The sequence below is a fragment of the Marinomonas fungiae genome, assembly GCF_001418205.1.
GTDB lineage: Bacteria > Pseudomonadota > Gammaproteobacteria > Pseudomonadales > Marinomonadaceae > Marinomonas > Marinomonas fungiae.
This window is the reverse complement of record NZ_LIQF01000002.1, coordinates 150,208-168,324: the sequence shown is the minus strand read 5'-3', so window position 1 is coordinate 168,324 and position 18,117 is coordinate 150,208. Positions and strand designations below refer to the sequence as shown.

The 18,117-nt window shown below is 46.4% G+C and carries 13 protein-coding genes; 7 read left to right on the top strand and 6 right to left on the bottom strand.

Translation table 11 applies throughout. The features are described from left to right. The first annotated feature begins 192 nt into the window (after nucleotides 1-192). On the top strand, nucleotides 193-1,458 hold the full coding sequence (gene rho, locus ASC49_RS03230; RefSeq protein WP_055461779.1) for a transcription termination factor Rho: 1,266 nt from the start codon (nucleotides 193-195) through the stop codon (nucleotides 1,456-1,458). A 172-nt stretch (nucleotides 1,459-1,630) separates the two neighbouring features. After that, nucleotides 1,631-2,350, top strand: coding sequence for an NAD(P)H-flavin reductase (locus tag ASC49_RS03225; RefSeq protein WP_055461778.1), 720 nt, complete (start codon nucleotides 1,631-1,633; stop codon nucleotides 2,348-2,350). 76 nt (nucleotides 2,351-2,426) lie between these two features. On the opposite strand, the gene ASC49_RS03220 is transcribed toward ASC49_RS03225, so the two are convergent. The 4 genes from ASC49_RS03220 to ASC49_RS03205 all read right to left on the bottom strand — a co-directional run bounded on the left by ASC49_RS03220 (nucleotide 2,427) and on the right by ASC49_RS03205 (nucleotide 9,675). Beyond that, complete coding sequence (locus ASC49_RS03220; RefSeq protein WP_055461777.1) at nucleotides 2,427-3,983, bottom strand: M10 family metallopeptidase C-terminal domain-containing protein; 1,557 nt, start codon at nucleotides 3,981-3,983, stop codon at nucleotides 2,427-2,429. A 100-nt stretch (nucleotides 3,984-4,083) separates the two neighbouring features. Further along, nucleotides 4,084-6,339, bottom strand: a complete 2,256-nt coding sequence (gene ppk1 / locus ASC49_RS03215) for a polyphosphate kinase 1 (protein ID WP_082443688.1) — start codon at nucleotides 6,337-6,339, stop codon at nucleotides 4,084-4,086. 163 nt (nucleotides 6,340-6,502) lie between these two features. Continuing rightward, nucleotides 6,503-7,492 (bottom strand): porphobilinogen synthase, encoded by a 990-nt coding sequence (hemB, locus tag ASC49_RS03210; RefSeq protein WP_055461776.1) that lies wholly within the window; start codon nucleotides 7,490-7,492, stop codon nucleotides 6,503-6,505. 257 nt (nucleotides 7,493-7,749) lie between these two features. After that, the gene (locus ASC49_RS03205; protein ID WP_055461775.1) at nucleotides 7,750-9,675 is read right to left on the bottom strand and encodes an ABC-F family ATP-binding cassette domain-containing protein; all 1,926 of its coding nucleotides are present in this window, start codon (nucleotides 9,673-9,675) and stop codon (nucleotides 7,750-7,752) included. A 182-nt stretch (nucleotides 9,676-9,857) separates the two neighbouring features. Between ASC49_RS03205 and hslO the strand changes: the two genes are divergently transcribed. Further along, nucleotides 9,858-10,727 carry an Hsp33 family molecular chaperone HslO gene (hslO, locus tag ASC49_RS03200; RefSeq protein ID WP_055461774.1) on the top strand — a complete coding sequence of 290 codons (870 nt, stop codon included), beginning with the start codon at nucleotides 9,858-9,860 and terminating at the stop codon, nucleotides 10,725-10,727. A gap of 39 nt (nucleotides 10,728-10,766) precedes the next feature. On the opposite strand, the gene ASC49_RS03195 is transcribed toward hslO, so the two are convergent. Continuing rightward, a complete protein-coding gene (locus tag ASC49_RS03195) occupies nucleotides 10,767-11,705 on the bottom strand; it encodes an EAL domain-containing protein (RefSeq protein WP_162265193.1) in 939 nt (312 codons plus the stop codon). Between the two features lie 18 nt (nucleotides 11,706-11,723). After that, nucleotides 11,724-12,794: a GGDEF domain-containing protein gene (locus ASC49_RS03190; protein ID WP_055461772.1), complete on the bottom strand. Its 1,071-nt coding sequence runs from the start codon at nucleotides 12,792-12,794 to the stop codon at nucleotides 11,724-11,726. A gap of 520 nt (nucleotides 12,795-13,314) precedes the next feature. Between ASC49_RS03190 and ASC49_RS03185 the strand changes: the two genes are divergently transcribed. The 4 genes from ASC49_RS03185 (at nucleotide 13,315) to ASC49_RS03165 (ending at nucleotide 18,116) form a co-directional block, all read left to right on the top strand. Continuing rightward, nucleotides 13,315-14,004 (top strand): FKBP-type peptidyl-prolyl cis-trans isomerase, encoded by a 690-nt coding sequence (locus tag ASC49_RS03185; RefSeq protein WP_055461771.1) that lies wholly within the window; start codon nucleotides 13,315-13,317, stop codon nucleotides 14,002-14,004. Nucleotides 14,005-14,097: 93 nt separating this feature from the next. After that, entirely contained in the window at nucleotides 14,098-15,036 is a 939-nt protein-coding gene (locus ASC49_RS03180) for a mannose-1-phosphate guanylyltransferase (protein WP_055461770.1), read from the top strand. Then, nucleotides 15,029-16,459: a phosphohexomutase domain-containing protein gene (locus ASC49_RS03175; protein WP_055461769.1), complete on the top strand. Its 1,431-nt coding sequence runs from the start codon at nucleotides 15,029-15,031 to the stop codon at nucleotides 16,457-16,459. Before ASC49_RS03180 ends, ASC49_RS03175 begins: the two co-directional genes overlap by 8 nt. 349 nt (nucleotides 16,460-16,808) lie before the next feature. Continuing rightward, on the top strand, nucleotides 16,809-18,116 hold the full coding sequence (locus ASC49_RS03165) for an O-antigen ligase family protein (protein ID WP_245624622.1): 1,308 nt from the start codon (nucleotides 16,809-16,811) through the stop codon (nucleotides 18,114-18,116). Nucleotide 18,117: the final 1 nt, after the last annotated feature.

The following is an 18,117-nucleotide window of genomic DNA, read 5'->3' as shown; positions in this document are numbered from 1 at the left end:
TAATACACGCTGTTCGACTTCGCTCATTGCGAATTAGAGAAATCCAGCCATGGTTATGCCCGTAGCCGGTATTCGGTGTCGAAAAGCTTTTTTACATTTAAATACTTCCGACATTGATCATTTATAGCAGTGTAATTACATCACTTTGATCCCGTCATTTTTCCTCATATGAGCTAACAACTAAATTCGTTTATGAACCTTACCGAACTAAAACAGAAATCAGTCCCTGAACTATTAGATATCGCAGCGGAAATGGGGTTAGACAACCTTGCCCGCTCCCGAAAACAAGATGTTATCTTCGCGATTCTGAAACGCCACGCGAAAAGTGGTGAAGATATCTACGGCGACGGCATCCTTGAGATTTTGCAAGACGGCTTTGGCTTCTTACGTTCTCCTGATAGCTCATACCTAGCGGGTCCAGACGATATCTACGTATCTCCTAGCCAGATTCGTCGTTTCAATTTACGCACAGGCGACACCATCGCCGGCAAGATCCGCCCACCAAAAGACGGTGAACGTTACTTCGCGCTATTAAAAGTCAACGAAATCAACTTTGATAAGCCAGACAGCGTTCGTAACAAAATCCTATTTGAAAACTTAACGCCACTGTTTGCGAACGAGCGTTTGGTAATGGAAACGGGTAACGGTTCCACAGAAGACATCACTTCGCGCATCATCGATTTGGTTGCGCCAATGGGTAAAGGTCAGCGTGCTTTAATCGTATCTCCACCAAAAGCCGGTAAGACGTTCATGTTGCAGAACATCGCTAACGCGATCACCCGCAACAACCCAGAATGTCACATGATCGTACTTCTCATCGACGAACGTCCTGAGGAAGTAACTGAAATGTCTCGTACTGTTCGTGGTGAAGTGGTTGCTTCGACATTCGATGAGCCGCCAGCACGTCACGTACAAGTAGCGGAAATGGTAATCGAAAAAGCAAAACGCCTAGTAGAACACAAGAAAGATGTTGTGATTCTATTGGATTCCATCACGCGTCTAGCTCGTGCCTACAACACCGTCATCCCATCATCAGGCAAAGTACTTACTGGTGGTGTTGACGCAAACGCTTTGGAGCGTCCAAAACGCTTCTTTGGTGCGGCACGTAATATCGAGGAAGGTGGTAGTTTGACCATCATTGCCACAGCACTAGTTGATACCGGCTCTAAGATGGACGAAGTTATCTTTGAAGAGTTTAAGGGTACTGGTAACTGTGAGTTACACCTTGACCGTAAGATCGCTGAAAAACGTACTTTCCCTGCCATTAACATCCGCCGCTCAGGTACACGTCGTGAAGATCTGCTAACCACAGAAGACGAGCTACAGCGTATGTGGATCTTGCGTAAGTTGCTTAACCCAATGGAAGACACGGCAGCCACAGAATTCTTGATTGACCGCTTAAAAGTGACGAAGACCAACGATGACTTCTTCGAATCGATGAAAGGCAAAAACAAGTAATTCATTGTTGCCATACGCGACACACAGAAGCCACTTCCTCACTTTTACGTGAAAGTGGCTTTTTTATTTGCCAAAAGCATCGATATAATGGCGCCCATTGCGCGACTTCATGCGCTAAAATTATTAAAAAGCTGTTTCAACAGCTGCTAGAGAGCACAACGGAGTTATCTAGGTGAAAGACGTTAACGCTAAAGTCATTCGAGTCGAATCACTCAATAGCACAGTTTACAAAGTGGATTTGGAAGTCAACGACTGCCAGTTCATCGCTGGGCAATATTTAATGATCGCTTTACCAACGGGCGAGAAAGTTCCTTACTCAATTGGTAGTGCGCCACATGAATTGCCAACGATTAGCCTATACATTCTTGTTGCTGATCAAGAATCCTTGGCATTCAAAGTTGTTGACCACCTCAAGAACAGTGCAAGCGTTACTTTGCTTCTGGCTGGCGGCGATGCGCATATTGAAACATCTCCGACGGACTTAAACGCCCCTTTGCTACTGATTGCTGGCGGCACAGGCTTTGCGCAGATGAAGAGTATTTTTGATGATTTGGTACACAAAGCATACCAAGGTCAGGTGCACTTTTACTGGGGACTGCGTACGAAAGCAGACACTTTCGTTATGGATTGGATTAATAACCACCAATCACCGGATAACTTTCATATCCATGTTGTCGTCAATGAAAAAAGCGATGATTGGAATGGTCGTACAGGCTGGCTATACGAAGCTATCCTAGAAGACCATTTAGAGTTACAGGACAGTCATGCATTTATCAGTGGTTCTGTAGGCATGGTCTACGGCACGCTAGACCAGCTTGAGGCTAAGGGCATTCAAGAAGCGAATTGTCACTCAGATGTGTTTGCTTACGCGCCACGCCCAAAGAAAGACTAACTCTAAGCACTCTCTTCAGTATTGATACGAAAAAGCATGCCAATGGCATGCTTTTTTATCGAGAGCCCCTACTGTGTTACGCAATAGAGACCGTGGTATCGCTGTAATGAATATATTCAACACCCACTAACGTGGCGGCAAAATTATCCGCCAAAACATGATAGCCATCTTGATCAAAGTAGCGCTCAACGTCTTTGTAAGCTTGAGGTAAGTAGACGCTGTCAATCCCCGCTCCACCATCAACCTGATCGTAGCCGCCGCCTCCTAAATAAAGAATGTCATCTCCGGAACCCGCAAAGATCAAATTGTCCACTTCGTTATCTATAATCACGTCATCTGCCGCACCCGTTACGACATTTTCAATCACCACACCAAACGCAATTCCTAAATTATTTTGATTTAAAAACGCCTCATCACCTAGCGAGTTGATCACATTCTCGATAAAGGAGACTTGATCGAACGTCCCTAAACCAGCCTCAGCCGCGACTTCTAAAGCTTCCTCATAAGCGCTACGTTCGGAAACAGAAGACAAGGTGTAATCATTCAGATCGATCAAACTACCGTATGAAGCACCGCTTACATCAATAGTATCGACACCACCGGCATCCCATATCGTAAGGTAATGGTCATTTGAGGAATCGAAAGAGCGACTGTTTTCGTTGTACACATAGACATCATCACCGCTGTTGGTCGCCATATTTGCACCATAAGCATATTGCAAAGCGGCCACATCTATGATGCCTAATTCGCTACGATAAGATTCAGTCTCTTGAGTATAATACTCTCCTCCTGACACAAACGCTTCGACTTCGACAAAACCTGTTTCAGTGTAAGTCATGATACTGAAATAAGTATTATCAAACTCAACTGGCAACACAGAGTCCCCTTCGAAAGTATGATCCCCGCCCATAGCATGGCCCAGTTCGTGCGCCATAGTACTGATGCCGTACCCGCCCGGTGCATAGTAGTTTGGATTAAGTGCTAAACCTTCAGCATTAAGGAAGATATCGCCGCCAATGCCATACGCAGGAAAAAAGGCAAACGCCTCTGTAGTCGAGTCCTGAATGACCGCCACCACCTGAATATCAGCCTCTACAGCGTCAAACACTTGAACCAGCTCAACATCAATATATTGGTTCTGACGGTTTGCAATATCAACAAACGAGGCTCTCTCAATCTCATTCAATGGTCGCCAACCAAACGACGTTTCATAACTCTCCCTGTGCGAGTCCGGGAGAGTATTGGGAAAATTATAGGTTACAGTCGCCCCATCCCAGTCCTCTCTTGTCAAAACCGTCTCTATATAGGGAGTGGTTCGGTCAGAAAAAGCAGAGACGGTGTTCACCGTTATGCTCCTAGCGCCCAGAACGGACTCTTTATCGGGAAACAAGGCCGTTACGTCAGATTGTGGAGCTGAATCCGTCGTATCTAGACCAAACTGACTAAAAAACTGCTTTACCTGCTCTTCAGTGACGCCTTGTCCGTACAATTCCGCCAACATGGAAAAACTTACGTTATAAACGCCAGCCGTTTCGTAAATGATTTCAGGTGAAGATAGGTTAGCGTAGATAAAAGCTCGGGCATCAATAGCAGAAAGACCATACTGTTCGAGAAAGGTATCTAAATCCGACATGAACATTCCTTGTAAAAATAGAAAAAGAAGCGGCTGGTAAGCCAAGGCTAAAGGCAGCGGCCATAAGATATTTTCATATTACTTATGACCGCATTCTATATCAACGTGAGTTATCAGCTAAGTCATTTAGCAAGATACGCTGTGCACTGCGGTACTCACCTTTGCGCGGTTTCGACAGCTGATAAGAACCATCGCTTTGTAGCAACCAGCTTTGCGTGTTGTCTTTAAGATAATGCTCAAGCTCTTGTTTCACACGACGCGCCAGCTTGTAGTCTTGGATTGGAAACGCCACTTCGATACGGTTGTTCAAGTTACGATCCATACCGTCCGCACTGGATAGGTAAACCATCGGCATACGGTTGTTATAGAAGTAGTACACGCGTGTGTGCTCAAGGAATCGACCAATAATACTGCGCACGCGAATATTAGAAGAGACACCTTTGATGCCTGGACGCAAGGTACAGATACCACGCACGATCAAATCAATCTTAACGCCCGCTTGTGAAGCCTTGTAAAGCGCTTGAATAAGGCGTTGCTCGGTTAACGAATTCACCTTGATGATAATGCGAGCAGGCTCACCTTTTTTCGCATTCTCAGCTTCGCGCGCAATCATATCCAATAAGCGGTCTCGCAGTGTAAACGGAGCATGAAGTAGCTTTTTCACTTTCAGCTCTTTACTCATGCCCGTCAATTGCTGGAATACGCGGTGAACATCATCACCAATTTCTTTATCGCAAGTTAAGAAACTGTAGTCCGTGTAGAGTCGCGCATTACCTGCGTGATAGTTACCGGTTCCCAAATGCACATAGCGGGTCAGTTCAGCCCCTTCACGACGCACGATCAAAATCATTTTTGCGTGAGTTTTATGGCGAACCACACCGTATACCACAATCGCCCCAGCATCCTGTAAACGACTCGCTAGGGCCAAGTTTTCTGCTTCATCAAAACGAGCACGAAGCTCAATGACAACCGTAACTTCTTTACCATTGCGCGCCGCCTCCACCAAAGCATTGGCAATGGGAGAACGGGCTCCGGTGCGATAAAGCGTCTGACGAATCGCAATCACGTTGGGATCTTTCGCCGCTTCACTTAGCATATCAATGACCGGAGAAAAGCTCTCAAACGGGTGCATTAACAGATAATCGCGCTGACGAATGGCATCAAAAATCCCACCGGATTTAGCCAGTTTATTTGGTAAACCTGGCGAGAATGGAGGATAAGAAAGATCTGGACGATCAACCAGCTCAAGTACCGCCATCAGACGGCTTAGATTCACAGGACCGTCAATGCAGTATAGATCCTGCTCCGTTAAATCAAACTGAGCCAACAATGCATCAACAATGTGAGCCGGACAGTTATCGGCAATTTCAAGACGCACTGAACTACCATAGTGGCGACTTTGTAGCTCGGTACGCAGTGCCCCCGCCAAATCCAAACCGATATCGTCAGAATCCACTTCCAAATCTGCGTTACGCGTTAGACGGAACTGGAAACAACCTTTTACCGTCATACCTGGGAACAGCTGATCTGCATGGGCGTGAATGATGGAAGATAAGAACACCATATTATCACCGCCTTCACACACATCATCTGGTAGCTTAACCAAACGAGGCAGTGAACTTGGTGCAGGCACGATCGCTAAACCGTTTTCTCGACCAAAGGCATCTCGCCCTTCTAATTCCACTACGAAGTTAAAGGTTTTGTTTGCTAGGCGTGGAAAAGGGTGAGCTGGGTCTAGACCCACAGGGCTGATAATCGGCAACACATTGTCACGGAAATATCGTTTCACCCAAGCCGCTTGTTTATCGGTCCAATCCGAACGGCGGATAAAACGAATATTCTCCTCAGCAAGCTTAGGAAAAATAATGTCATTGAGAATACGGTACTGACGACGAACCAGCTGGTGCGCATGTTCACTAATGAGCTGCAGCACTTTTCGCGGATGCATGCCATCTGGACCATTTTTCTCGCGGCTGTATTCGATCTGACTCTTCAGCCCAGCCACACGAATCTCAAAAAACTCATCCATGTTCGAGCTAAAAATACATAGGAACATCAGGCGGTTTAAAACGGGATGATTTTCATCCATCGCCTGCTCTAACACACGAGCGTTAAATTGCAGATGGCTAAGCTCGCGATTGAAGTACAGCTCTGGGTCAGCCAAATCAATATCCTCTGGCAAACGCTCTTCAATCGCCAAACGGCTAGGATCGATCGGAAGCTCGGGGATCGTCTCCAACACTAGGTCTTCGACAGCATCCACAGTGGCTTTTTTTGCTTCATGAGAAGCAGATTCCTCATTTTTGACGTTAGAAGATTGAGTAACTTCGGTTGCTTTTTCAGCCTGTTCAGACATTGCGTGTCAGCTCCAATAGCGTGCCATCATTATGTTCCGTGTTGCTCTGCCATAACAGAGCAACTTTTAAAAATTACACTAACGCAATCCTCGGGTCACGACTTGTTGTTTGATTTTTCAAACACCATCAAACAAGTCTTTCAAGTCGTGACAACTCAATAGTTTAGCCCTTTAAAAGGCGAGCTGCGTCTTTTGCAAAGTAAGTCAAAATACCGTCTGCCCCCGCACGCTTAAACGCTAACAGTGACTCCATCATCACTTGGTTTTTATCTAACCAACCGTTTTGGAAAGCCGCCATTTGCATGGCGTATTCACCGCTGACTTGATAAGCGTAAGTCGGCACGCCTAGTTCAGATTTCACACGACGCACGACATCAAGATAAGGCATACCAGGTTTCACCATCACCATATCCGCCCCTTCATCCAAATCCAGCATCACTTCACGAATGGCTTCGTCGCTGTTCGCAGGATCCATCTGGTAGGTGGACTTGTTGCCTTTACCTAGGTTACCTGAAGAACCTACCGCATCACGGAAGGGCCCATAGTAAGCAGAGGCATATTTGGCAGAGTAAGCCATAATGCGTGTGTTAATGTGGCCTTCAAGCTCAAGCATTTCACGAATCGCGCCAATACGACCATCCATCATGTCCGACGGAGCAACCACTTGAGCGCCCGCTTCGGCATGAGACAAAGCCTGCTTAACCAACACTTCCGTCGTAATATCGTTTAGTACATAACCGTCTTCATCGATGATGCCGTCTTGTCCATGGGTTGTGAACGGATCCAATGCAACATCGGTCATCACACCTAGCTCTGGGAAATGTTGGCGCAAGGCACGTATCGCTCGCTGGGCTAAACCATCCGGATTGTAAGCTTCTTCAGCTAACAACGACTTTTTGGCTTCCCCCACCACGGGAAATAACGCGACCATAGGGATTCCCAGCTCAACCAACTCCGCCGCTTCTTTGAGCAATAAATCGATTGTCACTCGCTCAATTCCCGGCATAGAAGGCACCGCTTCACGCGTGTTTTGCCCTTCGATCACAAACATCGGATAAATTAGATCGTCAGCGCTCAAGCGATGCTCCCGCATCAAACGGCGAGAGAAATCATCTTTACGCATACGGCGCATACGAACAAACGGAAAGGTCATGACCAGCTCCTTACTTTACGGGTCGTAAACTATAAATAAATTGTGACAATTAAGTTACAGAAACCAAATTGCCTCATAAAACAAGGGAAAGCATGTTAGTGATAACTTTCGATTGCGTTTAACGTTAATCATTCTAGAACAAAAGCATAAGGGATACTTTGATGTCATTCAGCAAATTTATAGAAAGGCCAATAAAATGCAAAAAGGGCCGCTTCAGCGACCCTTCTTACCCAATTACAACATTGTCTAATCCATTATTAGGCCAATTCAGCTTCCATTTGCTCTAGTTCATCCTGCGCTTCAAACCAAGCTTCTTCCGCTTCTTCTAGGTTTTTTTTCCACTTTGCCTCATCCGCCAGCAAGGATTGCAGTTTGTCTTTATTAGCCGCTTCATAAAGGCTGTTGTCTGACATCGCTTCGCCGATGATCTCTAAGTGCGACTGAGCGGTCTGCATGGCCTTCTCGTATTTCTCAATGGACTTACGCAATGGGCGCAGTTTTTCACGTAGCTCCGCTGCCTTACGTCGCTCTTCTTTACGATCAACCTTTTCGACTTTGGCATCGTTGGCGACCGCACGTTCTGCTTGGTTGGCTTGTTGTTGACGCGCCTGTAGCCATTGGTGATAAGAATGCAAATCCCCATCAAAGGCTTCGATCTTATGATCCGCCACCAAGAAGAACTCATCCACGGTACTATTGAGCAAGTGACGATCGTGGGACACCACCAAAATAGCTCCCTCAAACTCTTGCAAGGCTTCGGTGAGCGCTTGGCGCATTTCAATGTCCAAATGGTTGGTGGGCTCATCGAGCACCAGCAGGTTAGGTTTACGCCAAGCAATCAAAGACAAGGCCAAACGAGCCTTTTCACCGCCAGAGAAACCTTTGACCGCACGCAGCGCATCGTCACCAATAAAACCAAAACCACCGAGGTATTTACGCACATCGGCTTCTAGTGCGGTCGGCGTAATACGCTGAATATGCAACACTGGCGATGCCTCTAAGTCCAAGGCACTGAGCTGATGTTGCGAGAAATAGCCGACCTTAGTGTTTTCACCATAGACGCGTTCCCCAGCCAATAAATCCAGCTCTTGCACCAATGATTTAATCAAAGTGGATTTACCGGCACCGTTTGGACCCAGCAAACCAATACGCTGGCCATCACGAATCGAAAAGTTACACTGTGGCAGCTGTACCTTGTGGGAGCCATCTTCCAGCACATAACCTAAATCCGCTTGAATTAGACTGACCAATTGCGGCGAGGTTTTCTCAGCCATCGGAATAGAGAACTCAAATTGAGAATCAATGTGCGCAGGGCCAATCTGCTCCATTTTCTCTAGCATTTTCAAACGGCTTTGTGCTTGTTTGGCTTTGGTCGCCTTGTAGCGGAAACGATCCACGTATTCTTGCAAGTGAGCACGCTTGCGCTGCTGTTGCTCAAACATGGATTGTTGCTGCGCTAAATGTTCAGCACGCTGACGCTCATAATCGCTGTAATTACCTTTGTAGAGATTCAGTTTCTTTTGATAGAGATGCACGATGTGGCTACAAATACCATCCAAGAAATCGCGGTCATGGGAAATCAGCAGCAAGGTGCCAGGGTAATTACGTAACCAGTTCTCTAGCCACATCACCGCATCCAAATCCAAGTGGTTAGTCGGCTCGTCCAGCAGCAAGATATCTGATGGGCACATTAAGGCGCGGGCAAGGTTCAAACGAATACGCCAACCACCAGAAAAATCCGCCACTTTCTTTTGCATGTCCGCCATTTTAAAGCCCAAGCCTTGTAGCAAGGTTTCACCTCGGGACTGCGCTGAATAGCCATGGGCGTTTTCGTATTCGCTTAGCCAATGGGCATGACCATGATCATCGCCCTTGGCCTGCGCTTCTTCGATCTTAGCTTCGATCATACGTAAACGATCATCGCCATCCAGACAGTATTCCAACGCCGTGCGATCGACGTCTTCCACTTCCTGTGCCATAAAAGAAATACGGCGCTGTCCTGGCAAGATGACTTCACCAGTATCCGCATGCAGTTGACCACGCACCAAGGCAAACAGAGAGGATTTCCCAGCGCCGTTGGCACCGATCAAGCCGACCTTCTGACCTTCATAAATGGTCATATCGGCTTGTTCAAGCAAAAACTGCGTACCACGCTGCAAACTGACTTCGGAAAACTGGATCATGAAAACGTCTCTGTCTTTAACGGTAATAAATGGAGCGAAAGGCGCATTCTAGTGGATTCTAGAATCGCAGGCGAGTCTCTTCGCGAATACCCCTTTAAACCTTAATTCCGATCCCCACATAAGGTGCAAAATCAGCGCTCAAGTTTTAAAATAAGCGCATACTTAATTTAACGGTGATTCTTGTGAACAACATCAATGAAATCCAACGCTTCTCCTTCGATAACACCAATGTTCGAGGCGAGCGCGTCCTACTGACCGATGCTTACCAAAACATCATTGCTCGTAAGCACTACCCGAAGTCACTTGAAAAATTACTAGGCGAGTTCGTTGCGGCCATTGCCCTACTGCGTGATATCGTCAAAATCGACGGCGTATTATCTCTGCAATGTAAAGGCGAAGGCCCTCTGAAAACCTTGATGGCAGAATGCGACGAGCACCAAACCCTGCGTGCGATTGCGCAATGGGACGAAGAACAAGCTTTCCCTGAAGTGGTGTCTTTAAAAGAACTATTAGCAGGTGGCTACCTAGTAATTACCATCTCACCTCGTAACGGTAACCGTTACCAAGGGATTGTGGAGATTGCTGGCGACACACTGGCAGCCTGTCTAGAGCAATATTTCTTCCAATCGGAGCAACTACCAAGCCGTGTATGGTTGGCTGCGGACGGCACCCAAGCAGCGGGCTTATTCTTACAACGTCTGCCAGCTGAACAAGCCAAACAAGGCGACGAAGATGCTTGGGATCGTTTTGTTCACCTTGCCTCAACGGTAAAAGACGAAGAGTTGCTAGGCTTAGCAACCGAAGAGCTATTGCACCGTTTATATCACGAAGAAGAGCTACGTTTGTACGATGCCAAAGCCATGCAATTTGGCTGTTCATGCTCGCGTCAGCGTACCTTTGATGCCATAGTTTCCATGGGCGCAGAAGAGATTCGTGAAATTATCAGCGAGCAAGGCAGCATCAAAGCCGAATGCCAATTCTGCGCCGAGAAATACGAATTTTTTAAAGAAGATTTGGACAGTGAGCTGGGCGACCAAGCCCATACACACTAATCCAATGAGCCATAGAAAGGGCGATACAGGTCGCCCTTTCTATAAACAGTTTTCAATCGTGGGGATACTGGCCTCCACCGCCGCCTCTAGCGACGTCGGTTGAGATATGAGATAGCCTTGGAAACAATGGCAGCCGAGCATTTTTAAGTACTCTAATTGTTCTAACGTCTCGACGCCTTCCGCCACCAATTTGTACTGTAACGCTTGAGCAATATGAATCATTGATTCGACTACGACTCTCGCTTTAGGGTCCTCAAGGCGGTTTACAAAACTGCGATCAATCTTGATTTCATCGACAGACAAACGTTGCAAGTGGGCAAACGAAGTATACCCAGTACCGAAGTCATCCAAGGAGACTTTACAACCCATCGCACGAAGTTGCTCTAACACTTCAACCTTAGCCTGATCCATATGCACAAAGTAGGTCTCTGTCACTTCAAGGCAAATGCGGTTTGCAGACACTCCAGCGACGTGTAAACAGGCAGCAATACGTTGCGCAAAGTCACTGTCTAATAACTCTTGTGCTGAGATATTAATCGACAGAACAAAGTCATCAGGAACGACGACTTGCTTCAAGGCTGCCAATGCCTTTTTCAGCACCATCATATCGATTTCTTGAATCAAGTTGGCCTTTTCTGCGACGGGAATATACACCTCTGGTGAGATCCGACTTAACAGCGCTGAATTAGAACGAAGCAGTGCTTCAGCTCCGACAACACGGTTACGTTTTCCGTCGTAAAGTGGCATGAAAACAAGATAAAAAGCATCGTCCGCTAGAGCTCGACGCAAGGCATCTTCCACAGAAGCTTTTTGACGCAGGGGCTGATCGTAGCGAGATAAATAAGCACGAGCGAAGACGTTTCCATCATTGGATTGGTCTAAAACAAAACGACACTTTTCTAAGACCTCATCCAAATGCTTCGGTATGGCATCATCGACCACGTAACTGGCACTTACATCGAGTTTAAGATGCCCCACGCCAACGATTTCCACCCCTTATTTAAAAATCCGCTCCAACAGATGCTCTCGAGCCAGTTTCCCCACAGGGCAATACATAGCAAATTCTGCATCACTTAAGCGTGCTAAAGTAATCGATTGAGACTGAAATACAGACAGGAGACGCTGTTTAGTCTTCACCAATAATTGGCCAAAGACATCTTCTCCAAAATGTTTTTCCAAAATAGCGGCATTGTCAAAGCGGAAGATATACATAGCGCCCCCAGCTTCAGGAGCCAAACCACGCATGTGATCGCGTAACCCTTGCCCATTCAGTAACTCAGTTGTTGGATCATATAAAGTAGCGCGGCGCATCCGTTGCAAGGTGCCATGACCACGCCATGAGAAACTTAACAAGCTGCCCACACCAACCATCAGCCAAAAAGTCAGTAGCCAGTTATTAAGCTCCTGAATATCGACTAGAAAACCATCTACCGTTAATGCAGACAAGGTCAGATCATATTGTCCGGGGTGGCGCAGCGGCGTGTCATTTACGACTAAATCTATGGAATATACGTGGCGGAAATCTTTTTTGGCGCTTTCGAAGCTAATACCGTATTCGTCCTGCCACCAACTGGCCACATCAAAACGATTGAGAGGCACATCAAATACACCACTACGAATACGAACAGAGTGGAATTTGGTGTCTTTGTAGTTGGGCGTACCTTCAAAGTGCGGGTTTAAAAAGCTGGTGATGTTTAATTCAAGTCGATCGCTAGATTCACTCGCATCAGATTGCACATAAGCTTCTACATGCACTTGATCCACCTGCTTAAAAGAGAAAGGTAAGTCCTCTTCATCTCTAGGCAAGACGACCCGAATGCCACACAAATAAGCAGGCGAAGTCCCATCCCAAGCACATTGCGCTTTAATCAATCGTTGCTCTAGCGAATTAACCAACTCAGTTCTTTCAAACGGCAGAATTTGCAAGCCATCCAGTTCAAGCAAATTGACTTGATAATGATTGAGCGGAGTGCGCGCCCATAGAAAAACCAAGGCACTGAGTATACCAATGGTGATAAAAAGCTTGCGGTAACCAGAGGAAGTCCAAGAATGTCCGTGTTGCTGCATAATCCTTTAAATAGTCCATCAAGCCATATTAATCTGAGATACTATCCCTTAACCAACGGTGCGACTTAACCTTATCCGACAATATAGCAACGACTATTGACTCAGATTCATACTCTTCATACGTAATGTAAGGTTTTGAAAAAACAGCCATTAGCCGAAGCAATGATTTTGAACATCAGTTCATCAGCACTTTTAACGAATGCACAAAATTCGTAAGCTCTTCGTAAAGCCTCTTGTCGCTCGTTTCTTTGGGGCATAAATTGCGATGACGTCTTGTGCTTGGCATATCACTCCAAGTTCATTAACAAGGTGTGCAGGTGAAGGGGTCACTTTGGTAAAGTGTTAAAGCATAGGTTGGCGTTGGAACGCCTTCTTATGGTAGAACAATACCTTGGATCGATTTGCGAGGCACAAGGCGTGATTCTCTCCTTCATGGCAAACTCCAATCGGATGCTTGAAATTCTCGTGTCGCACCCCAACTAAATCTAAAATTGGAACCACAATTAACGGAACGTTTCACATGAAAAAAACATTAGTCGCAGCATTGATTGCCTCTTCAGTATCACTCGCATTCGCTGCGGACGTCGAACTGGAAAGCAAAGAACAGAAATTGGGATACTCAATCGGCACTATGTTCGGTAGCCGCATGGCAAATGATTTTGAAGGCATGGATTTAGAAGCGTTCAAAGCCGGCTTCGAGGACTCTTTTAACGGTAAAGATCCACAAATGTCTCTAGAAGATGTGCAAGCGACGATGCAAGCCTTCCAACAAGAGCAGATGGAAAAAGCACAGCGTGAACAAGCAAAAATGGCAGAAGAAGCCAAAGCTAATTCGCAAACTTGGCTAGACACAAAAGCCAAAGAAAAGGGCGTAGTTAAGACCGAATCTGGTTTGATGTACAAGGTGATTAGTAAAGGGGATGGCAAAATGCCAGCAGCCACTGACACCGTTAAAGTCAACTATGAAGGTAAGCTAGCAGATGGCACCGTATTTGATAGCTCATACGAGCGCGGCGAGCCAATTTCATTCCCGCTAAACCAAGTAATTCCGGGCTGGACAGAAGGCGTTCAATTAATGCCTGTTGGCTCAACCTATGAGTTTTACATTCCAGCTGATCTAGCCTACGGCCCAGGTGGTACTGGCCCGATCCCACCATACTCAGCGCTTGAATTCAAAGTAGAACTGCTCGACATCGAAGCCGCTGAATAAGCATTTTGCATATCGATTTCGATCACTAAACGCCCTCCTCACGAGGGCGTTTCTATTTGTGCTACAATCGCAGTTTTACTAGAACTATCGACCATGCTAGTCCCCGTTATACTTGCTGGTGGTCATGGCACACGCCTTGCCCCAATTTCCACCCCGGATCACCCAAAGCCTTTTTTGGATCTATTAGACTGCGGCCATACGCTCTTTGAATTAACACTTTTAAGAGCCAAACAAGCTTCTGTCGAACGCCCCATCATCATCGCAGCTTCTAAACATTTGAGCCTGATTCAAGCCTCTCTTGGTAAACTCCAATTGCAGGCACATATCCTGCTTGAGCCATGCGCCCGCAATACCGCTCCAGCTATTACTTGTGCCGCATTATTTGCAGAACAAATATACGCTCAAGAATGCCATTTGTTAGTACTAGCGGCCGATCACAGCATTCCTGATACCGATTACTTTTGCACAAGCGTTGCCCAAGCAAACCTGCAAGCACAAGGCGGCAAACTGGTGCTTTTCGGCATACATCCGAACTCACCTGAGACAGGCTATGGTTATATTGAGATCGACTCGAACAAACAGATTGTCGCGTTTCACGAAAAACCGGATCAGAATACGGCTCAAGCTTACTTTACGTCGGGGCATCACCTTTGGAACAGTGGTTTCTTTCTTTTACCGAGTCAGCGCTTACTAGCAGAAATATCATTTCTGGCACCTGCTATTAAGAATACTTGCCAAGCCGCCATCAGCCATCGAGAAGCGCTTTCAGAGGGGGTTTTGGGGCTATCAATTGAGTTTTCACAATCTCCTGCTATTTCCATTGATTACGCCGTCATGGAACACAGCCAACATCTCGCTTTGTACGGCTATGACAGTGCATGGAGCGACCTTGGCACTTGGCAAGCTTTGTATGCATATTGGCCGAAAAACCAACAGGGCATCGCCTATCACTCGGGCTTGAATCTGACGTTGACACCAACCCATTCAGGCTTTCGCTTAACACAGAACAGGAACTTGCTAGCGGATGTCTAACCAACGAACGCCACTTAGTCTTTGCCACGGCAGCGATGTTAAGTTCGGCACCAGCGGGGTACGCGGCCCAGTTGCCCAGCTTAGCAAAGACATTTGCCAAAGCTTCACCCAAGCCTTTGTAAGCCGTTTGTGCCGTGAAGACGCGCTCTGTGTTGGCATAGATCTGCGCCCAAGCAGCCCATTAATTGCTGCTTGGGTAATCGAACAAGCCCAAATAATGGGGATGGAGGTGTTAGACTGTGGCGCTCTACCCACACCAGCCCTCGCTTTTTATGCCATGCAGCAAGGACTACCGGCCATCATGATCACAGGTAGCCATATTCCCTTTGATCGAAACGGTATGAAATTCTATTTACCAAGCGGAGAGATCACTAAAGCTGACGAACAAATGATCCTTACCACACGTCTCGATGCCCTAAGCTCTTCCCTTCAAAAAGGACGCTGTCGGCATATAAGAAGTGACGCGATCAAGCGCTACCAAGAACGCTACTTTGACGCTTTCAGAGATCTGAACTTAAGCGGCAAACGCATTGGAGTGTACCAACACAGTTGCGTGACCCGCGATATACTAGTAGAAGTCCTAAGGAAATTTGGCGCAGAGGTTATTACACTTGGACGAACGGATCATTTTGTGGCACTCGACACCGAAGCCGTTGGTGAGGCGGAACAAGCCTTAGCTCGAAAATGGACTCAACAGCATCAACTGGATGCCATCATTACAACCGATGGTGATGGGGATCGCCCCCTTATCGCAGACGAAAACGGCTACTGGCTACGCGGCGATCAGGTCGGAATGCTAACCTGCCAAGCTCTACAAGCCAGTTATATCGCTACCCCAATCAACAGTAATACTGGCCTAGAAAAGTTACTACCTAACGCCCAAATCGTAAGAACAAAGATTGGTTCGCCGTTTGTGATTGAAGCCATGCAACGAGCAGCAGAGCACGATACAAGCCTCGGCTTTGAAGCCAATGGTGGCGTGTTACTGGGCACCGACACCGAGCGACTTAAAGCTTTACCAACACGAGATGCTCTACTGCCTATTCTTAGTGTGATTTCAACGTTACCGACACGCCCTATAAGCGCTCAACTCAAAGTACTACCGAGCCGACATACTGCCAGCACGCTTATACCCAGCATCAATAAAGCAAAATGCGAACAACTACTAAGAAGACTTGCCACAGCTGATGGCTGGCAAACATTACTGGCAGCACTGTATGCTGAACGCCGCCCTGAAATAATTACCATCGATACCCTTGATGGCGTACGCACTCAACTGAGCAACGGTAATATTTTACATATCAGAGCCTCAGGCAATGCAAACGAACTGCGAATTTATGCCGAATCAGATCGAGCCGATCATTGCAACGAACTCATCAAAACAACAAAAGAGCACTTTCATTCCTTATTTTTTGACACATGACAGTTTTATGAATGCTTGCTGATGCTTTTTTATCCATCTTTTTATACAGTGCTCTCAAGACAAGGCGTGATGGAAATGCTTGCTTCAAGGAATGAAGACTTGTCTTACTGAAAGGCTGATGGTGATGGATCACATGGGTTTCAGGATGAAACTCAGCCTTATTTTTAGACTGGCAGTCAGGATGGCTCTCGGGGATAGGAATACCCACAGTCTAATTTATCAGGTAGGAAGTCATGGACGACTGTTGCTCCCAAGGCGGGAGCCCTACCTTCTCCAGGAAGAATTATGCTGCAAGGATGCAGCGGAAAAGTAATTATAGGCAAATCCTTTTACGCAACTCTGGCACACTTTGAACAGCTGGTTTACTCTATCGCGCAAACACATTGCCATGGGTCGCGGGACATTGAATTCCACCAATTCTTCACTCTATCGTTACTTTTCATATTTTGTCTGGTTACTAGCAGCGGCAACGCTGGCTTTGACACTGTCGATTCCAAGAGGCATCTCCTATCCCACTCTCTGCCTCTTCTTTCTAGCCATTATTTTTTCTATTGTATTTATCAAGCGCTCACTATCTCTCACCAGACAAGACGCCCTGCTAATCATAGTATTCGCGCTGTACGGCCTTAGCAGCATTGGCTTTGTCTATTTGGATGGTTGGCATGTACGAGAGTTAGATCGCCCCTCGCGCTTCCTCCTAGTTCTGCCAGTATTGATACTACTGTTGAAAAGTAAAATGCCGAATGTCCCGATACTGTTTTATGGCTCCATCCTAGGCGCCATCGCCGCAGCGCTGCTCGCTGCTCATGAGGTATTTGTGTTAGGCTTGCCTAGAGCTCAAGTTTACAGTAATGCCATTATGTTTGGTGATACCAGCATGTTGCTTGGCTTACTCAACGCTGTGGCTTGCTTTTACTTCTATCACAACAAACAAAAGCTGATGGTGTACTTAGCGGCATTGGCTTTTTGCTGTGGGGTTCTAGGTTCGATCTTGTCCGGCTCACGCGGGGGATGGATCGCAGTCCCTCTGATTGGTTTATTTATCTTAATTCAAGCCAAAGATCTGATCGGAAAAAAACAGTTGATTAGTATTTTGATGGCTCTTTCTGTTGCGGCCGTAGCAGCGATCGCCATCCCTCAAACTGGCATGCAAACACGTATTGCGAAAGCCTATGAAGACATTGAGTTATACCAACAGGGTAAAACCTTTACATCGGTTGGTCTCAGATTTGAAATGTGGAAAGGGGCATTCTATCTATTCTCGCAAGCACCTATTTTGGGGGTCGGCGAATATGGCAGCAAACCCCTTAAAGCAGACTTAGCAAGGAAAGGATTAATGAGTAAAGCAGCTACTCGATTTGATCACTTGCATAATGAGTTTTTTAACACATTGGCGATCAAAGGGTTGCTTGGTTTAGTATTTTTAATCGCACTGTATCTAGTACCGCTCAAGTTATTTTTAAGTAAGCTGAGACAACATCATTCCAACTGGAACATAAAAGCCTATGCTCTTTGTGGGGCATTAGTTCCGATGAGCTATATGGACTTTGCTCTGACCCAATCCATGTTTAGCCACAATATTGGGATCATGGTTTTTATTTTTTTTATTGTGTTCTTTTGGTGTGCCGTTCGCTGGGCAGAGGAGCTTAATAAATAAC

Coding starts and splice junctions, on each gene's coding strand:
- rho (WP_055461779.1), top strand. CDS start 193: ATGAACCTTACCGAACTAAAACAGAAATCAGTCCCTGAACTATTAGAT.
- ASC49_RS03220 (WP_055461777.1), bottom strand. CDS start 3,983: ATGTCGGATTTAGATACCTTTCTCGAACAGTATGGTCTTTCTGCTATT.
- ppk1 (WP_082443688.1), bottom strand. CDS start 6,339: ATGTCTGAACAGGCTGAAAAAGCAACCGAAGTTACTCAATCTTCTAAC.
- hemB (WP_055461776.1), bottom strand. CDS start 7,492: ATGACCTTTCCGTTTGTTCGTATGCGCCGTATGCGTAAAGATGATTTC.
- ASC49_RS03205 (WP_055461775.1), bottom strand. CDS start 9,675: ATGATCCAGTTTTCCGAAGTCAGTTTGCAGCGTGGTACGCAGTTTTTG.
- ASC49_RS03190 (WP_055461772.1), bottom strand. CDS start 12,794: ATGCAGCAACACGGACATTCTTGGACTTCCTCTGGTTACCGCAAGCTT.
- ASC49_RS03185 (WP_055461771.1), top strand. CDS start 13,315: ATGAAAAAAACATTAGTCGCAGCATTGATTGCCTCTTCAGTATCACTC.
- ASC49_RS03180 (WP_055461770.1), top strand. CDS start 14,098: ATGCTAGTCCCCGTTATACTTGCTGGTGGTCATGGCACACGCCTTGCC.
- ASC49_RS03175 (WP_055461769.1), top strand. CDS start 15,029: ATGTCTAACCAACGAACGCCACTTAGTCTTTGCCACGGCAGCGATGTT.